Source organism: Prevotella multiformis DSM 16608, from assembly GCF_000191065.1.
Taxonomy (GTDB): domain Bacteria; phylum Bacteroidota; class Bacteroidia; order Bacteroidales; family Bacteroidaceae; genus Prevotella; species Prevotella multiformis.
Map to the genome: position 1 here is coordinate 830,338 of NZ_GL872282.1, position 14,152 is coordinate 844,489.

Genomic DNA, 14,152 nt, shown 5'->3' on the forward strand with positions numbered 1-14,152 from the left:
ATAAATGTCCTGAGTTTCTTCAATTCGTCTACAAAACTACTAAAAAAACGTTTTATGCTCAAATTATTACATTCAAATATGCCAAATCTATTTAAATTTTGCTACATTTGCAGAAAATAAGCTGCGCTCGGCAAATTGAAAACAAGTTTTCTTTGCCCTCGCTTGCATTATTTTTGCAGAAAATAAGCTGCGCTCGGCAAATTGAAAGCACGCTTTCTTTGCGCTCGCTTGCATTATTTTTGCAGAAAATAAGCTGCGCCCGGCAAATTGAAAGCACGCTTTCTTTGCGCTCGCCTGCATTGTTTTTGCAGAAAATAAGCTGCGCCCGGCAGGGCGGGGCGCTGTGCGGCTTGTTCCGAAAGAGGAATCTTAAAGATGAAATAATATAAAAAATCGGATTTATCATTGTTATGGCAAATGTAATTAAGTTGCGGAAGGGCTTAGACATTCACCTTGCAGGACGTGCGCAGGAACAGCTGCTGCCCGTGAAGGCAGCCGTGGAGTATGCGCTCGTGCCCGACGACTTCGTGGGCGTGACCCCCAGGGTGACCGTCCGTGAAGGCGACCACGTCCGTGCCGGCGATCCGCTGTTCGTGGACAAGGGCTGCCCGGAGGTGAGCTTCGCCTCCCCCGTGAGCGGCACCGTCTCGGCGGTCGAGCGCGGAGAACGGCGCAAGGTGTTGCGTGTGAAGGTGACTGCCGATGCGCAGCAGGAGTATGCTGACTTCGGCGTGAAGGACGTGGCGGGCCTGTCGGCAGACGAGGTCAAGGACGGGCTGCTGAAGGCGGGCCTGTTCGGGTATATCACCCAGCTGCCGTATGCCGTCGCCACGCGTCCCGACACGGCGCCGAAGGCCATCTTCGTGTCGGCTCTTCGTGACAAGCCCCTGCAGGGCGACTTCGAGTATGAGCTGAAAGGGCAGGAGCACGACTTCCAGACGGGGCTTACGGCACTGTCCAGGATCGCCCGGGTCTGCCTCGGCATCGGTGCGCGGCAGACGGCGGAAGCCCTGACCGGGGCGAAGGATGTGGAGGTGAACGTCTTCGACGGTCCGTGTCCGGCCGGCAATGTCGGCGTGCAGGTCAACCACGTCGCACCGGTCAACAAGGGCGAGGTGGTGTGGACGGTCGATCCCACGGCCGTCATCTTCTTCGGCCGCCTGTTCAACACCGGGCGGGTGAACCTCATGCGCCGTGTCGCCGTGGCCGGCAGCAGGGTGAAGCAGACCGGTTATGCGGACGTGCTCGTGGGTGCGCCGCTGAAGCAGATTCTGGCCGGCAACGTCGCCGACGGCGGCCGCCATGTGCGCATCCTCAACGGCAATCCGCTCACCGGTGCCGTCGCCGACGAGGCCGCCGTGCTCGGTGCCCACACTTCTGAGGTGACGGTGATTCCGGAGGGCGACGACGTACACGAGGCGTTCGGCTGGATGCTCCCCCGGCTCGACGACTTCTCCACCTCGCGCAGCTACTTCAGCTGGCTGCAGGGCGGAAAGACGTACGACCTCGACGCCCGCATCAAAGGCGGCGAACGCCACATGATCATGAGCGGCGAGTACGACAGGGTGCTGCCGATGGACATCTACGGCGAGTACCTCGTCAAGTCGATTCTCTCCGGCAACATCGACAGCCAGGAGCAGCTGGGCATCTACGAGGTGAGTCCGGAGGACTTCGCCCTCGCCGAGTTCGTCGACAGCTCCAAGCTGCCGCTGCAGAAGATCGTCCGCCGGGGACTGGATATCCTTAGGAAAGAAAACGCATAGGGGACTTGACGGACCCGCAATGATGTCAACTTCAGCTCCCTGTCCGGCCTCCGCAGCCGTCTGTCCGGCAGCCTGCCGTCATTCCTCGGCGCGGACGGAAGATTCCCGGACGGCCGGGACCGGGATTCCCGACGGCCGGGAACACGGTTCCCAAGGGTCGGGAACAGGATTCCCAACCGGTTGGGAACAGGATTCCCAACGGCCGGGACGGTTCCGCCGGAGAGGAGCTTCAGACTTTAAGAACCCTGTAACAAAAGTAATATGAGTTTAAGAAATTATCTCGATAAGATACGCCCGAACTTTGAAGAGGGCGGAAAGCTGCATGCTTTCAAGAGCGTCTTCGATGGTTTCGATTCGTTCCTCTACGTCTCCAGCGAGACTTCCAGGAGCGGCGTCTCCATCCACGATGCGATCGACTCGAAGCGAATCATGAGCCTGGTGGTGCTGGCGCTGGTGCCCGCCATGCTGTTCGGAATGTACAACATCGGCTACCAGAATGCCGCCGCCGCCGGGAAGCTGGCGGAAGCAGGCTGCTGGGGGATGTTCCTCTACGGCCTGCTGGCGCTGCTGCCGAACATCCTCGTCTCTTACATCGTCGGCCTGGGCATCGAGTTCGCCTGGGCACAGTGGAAGGGCGAGGAGATCCAGGAGGGCTATCTGGTGTCGGGCATCCTGATTCCGCTGATCATCCCCGTGACCACGCCGCTGTGGATCCTCGTGCTCGCCGTGGCCTTCGCCGTCATCTTCACCAAGGAGATTTTCGGCGGTACGGGCATGAACATCTTCAACGTGGCACTGGCGGCGCGCGCCTTCCTCTTCTTCTCCTACCCGAGCCGGATGACGGGCGACAGCGTCTGGGTGGCCCGTGACTCCATCTTCGGACTGGGCTACACGCTCCCCGACGGCTTCACCATGGCGACGCCGCTGGGGCAGATAGGGCAGGGCGTGACGGTCAATGCCTCGCTCCAGGACATGATCACCGGACTGATTCCCGGCTCCGTCGGCGAGACGTCAGTCATCGCCATCGCCATCGGTGCGGCCATTCTTCTCTGGACGGACATCGCCAGCTGGAAGACCATGCTCAGCGTGTTCCTCGGCGGGACGGTCATGGGACTCCTCTTCCAGGCGACGGGAGCGACCCCGGTACAGTGGTACGAGCACCTCGTGCTGGGCGGCTTCTGCTTCGGCGCGGTCTTCATGGCGACCGACCCCGTCACCTCGGCGCGCACCGAGACCGGCAAGTGGTTCTACGGCTTCTTCATCGGTGCGATGGCCATCATCATCCGTGTCCTCAACCCCGGTTACCCAGAGGGCATGATGCTCGCCATCCTCTTCGGTAATATGTTCGCACCGTTGATCGACTACTGTGTCGTACAGTCCAACATCAGCAAGCGCGCCAAGCGTGCCAAATAAACAAGGAGAAACGAAATGAAAACAAACAGCAATTCCTATACAATCATCTATTCCGCCGTCCTCGTGCTGGTGGTGGCCTTCCTGCTGGCCTTCGTGTTCCAGGCGCTGAAGCCGATGCAGGATGCCAACGTGCAGCTCGACCAGCAGAAGCAGATTCTCTTCGCGCTCAACCAGGACCGTGACATGACCGACGCGCAGGCGGTGGAACTCTGGAAGAAGATCATCGTCGCCGACGACGTCATCGACGCCGGCGGCAAGGTCGTCGAGACAGGACGGCCGGGCGGCGTGGAGGCCGGCTTCCGGCTCGACAGCAAGGATGCCAAGGCCGGACGGCTCGCCCTGTACCGCTGCAAGGTGAACGGCGAGGAGAAGTATGTCATCCCCGTCTACGGCAACGGCCTCTGGGGTCCCATCAACGGCTTCATCGCCATCAACGGCGACCGGCGGACGGTCTTCGGGGCCTATTTCAACCACGAGAGCGAGACGGCCGGCCTGGGCGCGGAAATCAAGGACAACGCGGCCTGGCAGGCGAAGTTCAAGGGCAAGCACCTCTTCGCCGGCGGCAACGACAGGCAGATAGCCCTCTCCGTGGAGAAGAAAATCTCCGACCCCGGCACGCAGGTGGACGCCGTGACCGGCGCCACGCTCACCAGCAACGGCGTGACGGAGATGCTCCATGCCGAAAAAGGCGGTCTGCAGCCCTACGTGAAATTCCTGAACAGCAAATGAAAATCCCAACCATTCAGAACGTAAAGAAAAATGGATTTATTCTCAAAGCAAAATAGAGAGGTGTTCAGCAATCCGCTGAACCTGGACAACCCCATCCTGGTCCAGGTGCTCGGCATCTGCTCCGCCCTCGCCGTCACTTCGCAGCTGAAGCCGGCGATTGTCATGGGGCTTGCCGTCACCATCATCACGGCATTCTCCAACGTGATCATCTCGCTCATCCGCAACACCATCCCCAACCGCATCCGCATCATCGTGCAGCTCGTGGTGGTGGCGGCGCTGGTGACCATCGTCAGCCAGATACTCAAGGCCGTGGCCTACGACGTGAGCGTGCAGCTCTCCGTCTACGTCGGGCTGATCATCACCAACTGCATCCTCATGGGACGGCTCGAGGCGTTCGCCATGACCAACCGGCCGTGGCCCAGCTTCCTCGACGGCATCGGCAACGGACTGGGCTATGCCCTGATCCTCGTCACCGTGGGGGCCGTGCGCGAGTTCTTCGGCCGCGGGTCGCTGCTCGGCTTCAAGATCCTCCCGCAGCGTTTCTATGACGCCGGCTACATGGACAACGGCATGATGACGATGCCGGCCATGGCGCTCATCCTCCTCGGGTGCGTCATCTGGGTACACCGTGCTTATTTCTATAAAGAAGACAAGAAGTGATTATGGAACATCTTATCAGTTTATTCTTCCGGTCCATCTTCGTGGACAACATGATATTCGCTTTCTTCCTCGGCATGTGCTCGTTCCTCGCCGTGTCGAAGAACGTGAAGACATCGCTCGGGCTGGGTGCGGCCGTCACCTTCGTGCTGCTCGTCACCACGCCGGTCAACTACCTGCTGCTGACGAAAGTGCTCGGACCCGACTGTCTGGCCGACGGCGTCGACCTGACCTATCTCAGTTTCATCCTCTTCATTGCGGTCATCGCCGGCATCGTGCAGATCGTGGAGATGGCGGTGGAGAAGTTCTCGCCCTCCCTCTACGGCGCACTGGGCATCTTCCTGCCGCTGATCGCCGTCAACTGCGCCATCATGGGCGCGTCGCTCTTCATGCAGCAGCGCATCGGCCTCGACCCCTCGAGCACGCAGTACATCGGCTCCGTGTGGGACGCGCTCGTCTACGGCCTCGGCTCCGGCCTCGGCTGGACGCTGGCCATCGTGGCGATGGGCGCCATCCGCGAGAAGATGGAATATTCCGACGTGCCCAAGCCGCTGCAGGGACTGGGCATCACTTTTATCACCGTAGGACTGATGGCAATGGCAATGATGTGCTTCTCAGGTCTTAAAATCTAAGCGAACAATCATGGGACAATTCATAACAACAAGTATTGCGGTATTCCTGATTACCATCCTCGTGCTGGTAATCCTCCTGCTCGTGGCGAAGAAGTACCTCAGCCCGAGCGGAAAGGTGACGATAACCATCAACGGCGACAGGCAGCTGACCGTCGACCAGGGCAGCTCCGTCATGGCGACGCTGAACGAGAACGGCGTCTTCCTGCCTTCGGCCTGCGGCGGCAAGGCCAGCTGCGGACAGTGCAAGGTACAGGTGGTGGAAGGCGGCGGCGAGATACTCGACTCCGAACGCCCGCACTTCAGCCGCAAGGAAATCAAGGACCACTGGCGGCTCGGATGCCAGTGCAAGGTGAAGGGCGACATGGCGCTGAAGGTGCCGGAGTCGGTCATGGGCGTCAAGGAGTGGGAGTGTACCGTCATTTCCAACAAGAACGTGTCCAGCTTCATCAAGGAGTTCAAGGTGGCGCTGCCACCGGGCGAGCACATGGACTTCCTGCCCGGATCCTACGCGCAGATCAAGATTCCGGCCTACGACTGCATCGACTACGACAAGGACTTCGACAAGAACGACATCGGTGAGGAGTACCTCGGGCCGTGGAAGAAGTTCAACATCCTCTCGCTCAAGGCACACAACCCCGAACCGACCGTCCGTGCCTATTCCATGGCGAACTATCCGGCCGAGGGCGACATCATCATGCTGACCGTCCGCATCGCCTCGACACCGTTCCTGCCGCGCCCGCAGGTGGGCTTCCAGGACGTGCCGACGGGCATCGGGTCGTCGTACATCTTCTCGCTCAAACCGGGCGACAAGGTGATGATGAGCGGCCCTTACGGCGACTTCCATCCCAACTTCACTTCCGGCAAGGAGATGATATGGATCGGCGGCGGCGCCGGCATGGCTCCGCTGCGGGCGCAGATCATGCACATGACCAAGACGCTGCACGTGCGCGACCGTGAGATGCACTTCTTCTACGGGGCACGCTCGCTCGGCGAGGCGTTCTTCCTCGAGGACTTCTGGGAACTGGAGAAGGAATATCCTAACTTCCACTTCCACCTCTCGCTCGACCGTCAGGACCCGAAGGCCGATGAGGCCGGCGTGAAGTACTACACCGGTTTCGCCGTCAACTGCATCCGTGACGAATATCTCAGCAAGCATGAAGCACCCGAGGACTGCGAGTATTACCTCTGCGGACCTCCCATGCTCATCAAGACCGTCACCGACTATCTCGACAGTCTGGGCGTAGACCAGGATGCCATCATGTACGACAACTTCGGATAACAGGTCGCCGGTCTTCAGGAAGCTGCCTGCCGGACTTCAGACGGCAGATTCGCTGATTTCCCAGACGGCCGTCTGCCGGACTTCAGACGACGGTCTGCCGGTTTCCGGGCGATCTGTTTTCCTGATAACGAACAAGCGGGGATGCCACCGGTGGCATCCCCGCTTGCTGTTCCTTCCGCCTTTCCGTCTTTCCTCCGTGCGCCTTCTGCTGCAAAATAATGTCTGTGACTACACGCATTCCAACAATTATTCGTAATTTTGCACCGTGTAAGGTGAAATCATTTATCCCTTTCTACCTATGGCGGAAAAGATCAGAATCAAAGACATCGCGGAGCGCGCCGGCGTAAGCGTCGGGACGGTTGACAGGGTGCTGCACAAACGCCCCAACGTGTCGGCGGCAGCCCTGAAGCGGGTGGAGAAGGTGCTCAAGGAGATGGACTACCAGCCCAACGTCTATGCCAGTGCGCTGGCCTACAACAAGAGCTACACCTTCTACTGTCTCCTGCCGAAGCATGCCAGTGAGACTTACTGGGAGGAGATAGAGACGGGGGCACTGAAGGCGGTCGAGATGCGCAGGGACTTTGACGTCGACCTGGAAATCATGTATTACAGCCGGCTGGACTCCCATTCCTTTATCACGACCTACCAGAAATGCCTGGAGAAGAACCCGGACGGCGTGATTCTCGTTCCTACGACGCTGGAGCTGACGCGTCCCTTCACCGACGAACTGCACGAACGCAACATCCCTTTCATCCTGCTCGATTCCTATATGCCGTCCCTGCAGCCGCTGTCGTTCTACGGACAGGACTCCATTCAGAGCGGACGGTTTGCGGCGAGGATGCTCATGCTCGTGGCGGGAAAGGAACAGGCCGTCATGCTCATGCGGCAGACGAAGGACGGGAAGATGGCGAGCCGCCAGCAGGAGAACCGGGAGGTGGGATTCCGGCGTTACATGGAAGAGAACTGTCCGGAAACGGAAATCCTCGAGGTGAACCTGCCGCTGGACGAGGAGCGCAAACGCTACGACCGCATCCTGGAGAAGTTCTTCTCTGCCCATCCGGAGGTAAGGCACTGCATCACGCTGAACTCTAAGGCGCACATCGTGGGCGAGTTCCTCCTGAAGACCGGACGCCGCAATGTGCAGATTATGGGCTACGACATGGTACACAAGAATGCCGACTGCCTGCGTGCCGGGAGCATCTTCTTCCTCATCGCACAGCATGCCTACCAGCAGGGGTTCTTCAGCGTCGATTCCCTCTTCCATGCCATCGTGCTGAAGAAGAAGGTGGAGCCGGTCAACTACATGCCCATCGACCTGCTGACCCCCGAGAACATCGACTTCTACCACCGCTCCTGGGGCTGATCGGTATCCCCTCTCCCCCTTTTGTAATCGCTTATCCTCTCTTATCATCGCCTATCCCCGCCTATCCCCGCTTATTATCGCCTATCATCGCCCATCCCCGCCTATCATCGCTTATCCCCTCCCACAAATATCCCCCCCAATGACAGAAAACAAAAAAGGCCTCCTCGCCCTGAGTCCGCTCATGGTATTCATCGTGCTCTATCTGGTCACGTCCATCGTGTCCGGCGACTTCTACAAGGTGCCGATTACCGTGGCATTCATGGTCTCCAGCATCTTCGCCATCGCCGTCTCCGGAGGCTATCCGCTCTCGAAGCGCATCGAAATCTACAGCAAGGGAGCCAGTACGGACAACATGATGATGATGCTCTGGATATTCGTGCTTGCCGGGGCTTTCGCCAATTCGGCCAAGGAGATGGGCAGCATCGACGCCACCGTCAACCTGACGCTGTCGGTCCTGCCGGGCAGCCTGCTGCTGCCGGGGCTCTTCCTTGCCGCCTGCTTCATTTCCATCAGCATCGGGACGAGTGTCGGGACCATCGTCGCTCTGACACCCATCGCTGCCGGCGTCGCCACCTCGACAGGCAGTTCGCTGCCCTTCGTCGTGGCGGTGGTGGCAGGCGGGTCGTTCTTCGGCGACAACCTCTCCTTCATCAGTGACACGACGGTCGTCGCCACACGGACGCAGGAGTGCAAGATGGCCGACAAGTTCAAGGTCAACTTCTTCATCACCGCACCGGCGGCCGTCCTCATCCTCCTTGTCTATGTCTTCATGGGCGAAGACCTGCATACGACGGGGCAGGCGGCATCTGTCAGCATTTACAAAATCATCCCGTACATGGCCGTCCTCCTCTGTGCCGTCTTCGGCATGAACGTCATGGCGGTACTGACGATCGGCATCACCCTGACAGGCATCATCGGTATCGTCGACGGCACTTACGATGTCTTCGGCTGGTTCTCGAGCATGGGGACAGGCATCACGGGCATGGGCGAACTGATTATCATCACGATGATGGCAGGCGGAATGCTGGAAATCATCCGTGAGAACGGCGGCATCGACTATCTCATCCGCATCATCACACGCCACGTCAACGGCAAGAAGGGGGCGGAGCTGACCATTGCCTTCCTCGTGAGTCTGGTGGACATCTGCACGGCCAACAACACGGTGGCCATCCTCACCGTGGGCGGCATAGCACGGCAGATCGGCGACCGGTACGGCGTGGACAGGCGCAAGGCGGCCAGCATCCTCGACACCTTCTCCTGCTGTGCGCAGGGCCTGATTCCGTACGGCGCACAGCTGCTGATGGCTGCCGGACTGGCCAAGCTCAATCCCGTGAGCATCATTCCTTATCTGTATTATCCCATGGTGCTGGGCATCGCAGCCCTGCTGTCGATCCTCTTCCATTATCCCCGCCGCTACTCATAGTGTCCCTCTCTCATCCCTTCTTATTACCGCCCATCATCGCCCATCATCGCCTATCCCCGCCTATCATCATGCAGACAATCGATTCTTCTTCAATGGACATCATACAGCGTAATTTCTTCCGCATCCTCTGCTCAGGAGCGTTCGGCACGCAGTCGAGCATCGAACCGATGTCGCCTTTCAAGTGGCGGAGGCTCATGCAGATGGTGGAGGCGCAGCAGGTCATGCCGGTCTTCATCAACGGCATTGCCCAGCATGCCATGGACGAGGGACTGAACCTCCCGGAGGGGATCATCGCCGACCTCAGGGGAAGGCAGGACGAGCGCAAGTCGCTGGCGGCGAGGATTCCGAAGACCGTCAGGCTCAGCAATGCCTTTCTGAACCGGCGGCTGAAGAATCTCATCTACAGCGAACTGCACAGCATCGACACCTCTGTGGAGGCGCTCGATATGCTGAAGCTCATTGTCTCCAACTCCGAGGTGATGTTCACACGGGGGATGAACCTGGGGGGAATCATCACGATGGGCGAATACCTCCGGACACGCGGCGACAAGGTGGACTTCGTGAAACTCGACAACTGGCTGACGGCTCTTCAGCTGCACGGGATGGCGGAACTGCAGGGCAACGTCCTCATATCGGTCTTCGGCTTCGAGCAGGACGAGCTGCCTTTCGTCACCAAGAGCGATCCGAAGGCATACCGGCTGACCCTCCGCAGTGTGTCGGACCTGGCGAAGGACACGGCGCAGGAGTGGCATTTCAGACAGAACTCCGCCGGCTTCGTGCAGAACAACAATGCCGTTCTCCGTCGCAACCTCAGCCGGAGTCTGCGTTACGTGGGCTATGCCCCTGTCGAGACCACCAGCAATTTCTTCCACAACTTCGTGAAAAGCCTGTCTGAAATCGAAGAGTAGACCGGCGGCAACACGCCGTGATGTTTTCCTGTTGTCTATCCCCGCCCATCGCCGCCCATCCCCGTCTATCCCCGCTTATCATCGCCCATCATCGCCCCTCCCCGTCCCCCTCTTATCCCCGCCCATCATCGCCCCCTCCCCGCCTATCACCCCTGAAAAACTCCCCCCTTGATTAAACCTTATCCCCTCTCAGACGTCATATTTCACGTTTAGATCATCAAAAAGGAGACATTTATGGTAAAAAGACTGTTGACACTTGTCCTCCTGCTTCCCGTCACCGTGGCGGTGCTGGCGCAGAACAGGACAATTACAGGAACGCTCTATGACGGAGAGATGAAGGAACACGTGCCCTTTGCCGTCGTCCAGCTGCTGAAGCAGGACAGCAGTTACGTAGTAGGAGCCACCTCCGACGAGACCGGTACGTTCAAGGTGACTGCCCCGGCAAACGGCAGATATATCCTGAAGGCATCGTATGTAGGCTACAGGACGATCTTCCAGAACGTGACGATTGCCAATGAGCAGGATGTCTCCGTCGGACAGCTTGACTTCCAGACAGACACACACATGCTGAAGGAGGTCAAGGTGGTGGCGAGCGCGCCGAAGGTGGTCGTGAAGGCCGACACCTTCCAATACAACGCCTCGGCCTACCGCACACCGGAGGGCTCGACCATCGAGGCACTGGTGAAGAAGCTGCCCGGGGCGGAGGTGTCGGACGACGGGACAATCAAGATTAACGGCAAGGAAGTGAAGAAGATCCTCGTCAACGGAAAGGAATTCATGGTGGGCGACACGAAGACCGCCATGAAGAACCTCCCCACTTCCATCATACAGACCATAAAGGCCTACGACCAGCAGAGCGACCTCACCCGTGTGACGGGCATCGACGACGGCAACGAGTCTACGGTCCTGGACTTCGGCGTGAAACAGGGGATGAACAAGGGGCTTTTCTCCAACATCGACCTCGGCATCGGGACGAAGCACCGTTATTCCGAACGCGGCATGGCGGCCTACTTCAACGACAAGTTCCGGATGATGGGATTCGTCTCGGCGAACAACGTCAACGACATGGGCTTCGGCGGCGGACCGCGCGGCGGCTTCGGCGGTGTACGGCAGGGACTGAATGCGACGAAGATGGTCGGTCTGAACATGAACTACGACAACGGACAGTCGCTGCAGTGGGATGGCAGTGTTCGGTGGAATCATGCCGACGGCGACCTGAACGCACGCATCGCAGCGGAGAACTTCGTGGCGCAGCAGGGCTCTTTCTCCAACCGCCTCTCACAGCAGTACACCCGGACCGACTCGTGGGATGGCCGGTTCCGTCTGGAGTGGCGGCCCGATTCGGTCTGGAACATCATGTTCCGCCCGAACATACAGGTCAGCAAGAACGACGGACAGACTGTCAGCACGTCGGCTGCCTACAGCGCCGATCCTTACGAGACCGTCGACGACCCCTTGTCGGCAGCGGCCGTCGCACAGCTCAAAGCCAAGGGACTGATGGTGAACAGCCAGCAGAATACGACCATCACCTACGGCGACAACACCTCGCTGGGGGCGATGCTGCAGGTGAACCGCCGGCTGGGGAAAAAGGGACGGAACGTGACGCTGCGCATGGACGGTGACTATACGGATGCCGACTCCAGGACTTTCTCGACACAGGACCTCCAGTATTTCCAGCTGCGGGACGCACTCGGCAACGATTCCACCTACCGGGCGTACCGGTTCAACCTCATGCCGACGAGGAGCTGGGACTATGCCGTGCAGGCGACTTACAGCGAGCCGATAGCCCGGAAGACCTACCTGCAGTTCAGCTATCAGTTCAAGTACGGTCTCTCGAAGAGCAACCGCGACACCTACGATTTCTCGGCACTGCCCGCAGCGACATTCAGCTGTGTGCATCCGGCTTACCGCTCGTGGAACAGCTATCTCGGTCTGCTGGCACAGCCGGTGGACAGTTACCTGGACGGCAGTCTGAGCCGCTATTCGGAATACCGCACCTACACACACGACGTGCAGGTGATGCTGCGCATGATCCGCAGCAAGTGGAAGATGAACGTGGGCGTGATGCTGCAGCCCCAGCGTTCCACCTATAGGCAGGATTATCTCGGTGTACACGTCGACACGGCACGGACGGTGGTGAACTGGAGCCCGACGTTCGACTTCCGTTACCGTTTCAGCGAGCAGAGCAACCTGCGCATCAATTACAAGGGAACGGCGACACAGCCGACGATGAGCCAGTTGCTCAATATCACCGACAATACCGACCCGCAGAACATTTCCGTGGGCAACCCCGGGCTGAAACCGGCCTTCACCAACCGTTTCCGACTCTTCTACAACACTTTCCGGCAGAGCCATGCACAGGCACTGATGACCTTTGCCAATTTCTCCGCCACACGCAACGCCATCGGCAACAGCGTCAGCTATGATGCGGCGAGCGGAGCACGTACGGTGAAACCCGTGAACGTGGACGGAAACTGGGATGCCGATGCGGCTGTGATGTACAATACGAGCATCGATTCGGCCGGTGTATGGAACATCCATACCTTCACGCGTGCCGGTTTCAACCGTTATGTCAGCTTTCTGCAGCCGGACTTCGCAAGCAGTCTGCAGAAGAACATCACGAAATCGCTGACGCTGGGCGAACGCCTCGCCGGCAGCTACCGCAACAGCTGGCTGGAACTGGAACTGGACGGGTCGGCCGACTTTACCCGGACGAAGAACAACCTGCAGAGCTTCAGCAACCTGCATACCTGGCAGTTTGCCTACGGCGGCACGTTGAGCCTGAGCCTGCCGTGGAACATGAGCCTGTCGACCGATCTTCACCAGACCAGCCGCCGCGGTTACAGCGACGCCTCGCTGAACACGAACGAGCTGCTGTGGAATGCACAGCTGTCGCAGAGCCTGCTGAAAGGCAATGCGCTGACGGTCAGCCTGCAGTTCTATGACATCCTGCACCGCCAGAGCAATCTGTCACGGGTCATCAGCGCCGTGAGCCGTACCGACACGGAGTACAACAGCATCAACAGCTACATCATGCTGCGTGCCACCTACCGGCTGAACCTGTTCGGCGGCAGGAATGCCATGCCGAGACCGAAGGATGCGCCGCCTTTCGACCATCGCGGACCGGGCATGAGACCGGGCGGCCCGGGTCCTGGCGGTCGTCCGCCTGTGGGGGGAGGGTTCTGAAAAGGGAATCGCCCCCGAGGAGGCAGACTGCAAAGCGGCGGCCTGACAGCTTCCGGCGTGTAAGTTGAATTTTCTGAAAACAAGGAAAAGTCCATTTCTCTGCTCACAGACGGGTTTTGAAATGGACTTTCCGGTTTTTCCGGTCAATGCGTAGATGGGAAACAGAAGAAAGGCTTCTACGCTTGCAGGGCATGGCCGTCCAGAATCAGATGGGGTCTTGCAAAGGGGGATGAGCTACAAGGTAAGATGCAGGAAAGGCAGATTGATACGATGCCGGTCCATCGGCAGGCCTTTCCGTCTTCTACAGACAGCTTATTCCCATACCGCCGGTATTTGTAAACTGTTTTCATGCAGTGCAAAGCAGCACACGCCCTTCTGGCTTCTGAAAGATGCCTGACTGACCTGCAGAAGGTGCTCTTTCAGCGTGTTGCCAACGCCCTTTTGAAGTCCAATCAGGCACCTTTCAGAAATGAATTGATAACCAGTTGATTGACTGTCGGTTACAAACCTTCCTTTTGCACGTTTTTTTTATATTTGCAGATGATCTGTTTGGAATTATGTAATGGTTTTTCAAAACCCTGTCTGTATTCCCGACAGATTAAACTGAAAAGGTTTTTGTATCAAAGGATGATGACAGAACAGGCAGTTGACAGCCTTGGCTATGTTTTCGTTGAATGAATTACTCCGGTACTTCCGTTGAAGCCATACGGAAAGCATCCGCGCATTTAACCGAAGAACCAAAAAGAGCCCTGTCAAAACTCGCCGTCCGAGTCTGACAGGGCTCTTCCCGTTATAATGG

General features: G+C 58.5%; 11 protein-coding genes. 10 read left to right on the forward strand and 1 reads right to left on the reverse strand.

The window, feature by feature from the left end:
* Window positions 1–91: 91 nt before the first annotated feature.
* Entirely contained in the window at window positions 92–406 is a 315-nt protein-coding gene (locus HMPREF9141_RS03405; protein WP_156792413.1) for a hypothetical protein, read from the reverse strand.
* Window positions 407–410: 4 nt separating this feature from the next.
* On the opposite strand from HMPREF9141_RS03405, the gene HMPREF9141_RS03410 reads away from it, so the two are divergent.
* The 10 genes from HMPREF9141_RS03410 (at window position 411) to HMPREF9141_RS03455 (ending at window position 13,353) form a co-directional block, all read left to right on the forward strand.
* Complete coding sequence (locus tag HMPREF9141_RS03410; RefSeq protein ID WP_007367087.1) at window positions 411–1,763, forward strand: Na(+)-translocating NADH-quinone reductase subunit A; 1,353 nt, start codon at window positions 411–413, stop codon at window positions 1,761–1,763.
* Window positions 1,764–2,024: 261 nt separating this feature from the next.
* The gene (locus tag HMPREF9141_RS03415) at window positions 2,025–3,176 is read left to right on the forward strand and encodes an NADH:ubiquinone reductase (Na(+)-transporting) subunit B (RefSeq protein WP_007367088.1); all 1,152 of its coding nucleotides are present in this window, start codon (window positions 2,025–2,027) and stop codon (window positions 3,174–3,176) included.
* Window positions 3,177–3,191: 15 nt separating this feature from the next.
* Window positions 3,192–3,905: an NADH:ubiquinone reductase (Na(+)-transporting) subunit C gene (gene nqrC, locus HMPREF9141_RS03420; RefSeq protein WP_007367089.1), complete on the forward strand. Its 714-nt coding sequence runs from the start codon at window positions 3,192–3,194 to the stop codon at window positions 3,903–3,905.
* Window positions 3,906–3,935: 30 nt separating this feature from the next.
* The gene (locus HMPREF9141_RS03425; protein ID WP_007367090.1) at window positions 3,936–4,565 is read left to right on the forward strand and encodes an NADH:ubiquinone reductase (Na(+)-transporting) subunit D; all 630 of its coding nucleotides are present in this window, start codon (window positions 3,936–3,938) and stop codon (window positions 4,563–4,565) included.
* A gap of 2 nt (window positions 4,566–4,567) precedes the next feature.
* A complete protein-coding gene (gene nqrE / locus HMPREF9141_RS03430) occupies window positions 4,568–5,194 on the forward strand; it encodes an NADH:ubiquinone reductase (Na(+)-transporting) subunit E (RefSeq protein WP_013671860.1) in 627 nt (208 codons plus the stop codon).
* 10 nt (window positions 5,195–5,204) lie between these two features.
* Complete coding sequence (gene nqrF / locus HMPREF9141_RS03435; protein ID WP_007367092.1) at window positions 5,205–6,473, forward strand: NADH:ubiquinone reductase (Na(+)-transporting) subunit F; 1,269 nt, start codon at window positions 5,205–5,207, stop codon at window positions 6,471–6,473.
* A gap of 298 nt (window positions 6,474–6,771) precedes the next feature.
* Window positions 6,772–7,836, forward strand: coding sequence for a LacI family DNA-binding transcriptional regulator (locus HMPREF9141_RS03440; protein ID WP_007367094.1), 1,065 nt, complete (start codon window positions 6,772–6,774; stop codon window positions 7,834–7,836).
* A gap of 139 nt (window positions 7,837–7,975) precedes the next feature.
* Window positions 7,976–9,259 (forward strand): Na+/H+ antiporter NhaC family protein, encoded by a 1,284-nt coding sequence (locus HMPREF9141_RS03445; RefSeq protein ID WP_007367095.1) that lies wholly within the window; start codon window positions 7,976–7,978, stop codon window positions 9,257–9,259.
* Between the two features lie 92 nt (window positions 9,260–9,351).
* Window positions 9,352–10,167, forward strand: a complete 816-nt coding sequence (locus tag HMPREF9141_RS03450) for a hypothetical protein (protein ID WP_007367096.1) — start codon at window positions 9,352–9,354, stop codon at window positions 10,165–10,167.
* Window positions 10,168–10,401: 234 nt separating this feature from the next.
* Window positions 10,402–13,353, forward strand: a complete 2,952-nt coding sequence (locus HMPREF9141_RS03455) for a TonB-dependent receptor (RefSeq protein ID WP_007367097.1) — start codon at window positions 10,402–10,404, stop codon at window positions 13,351–13,353.
* Window positions 13,354–14,152 lie beyond the last annotated feature (799 nt).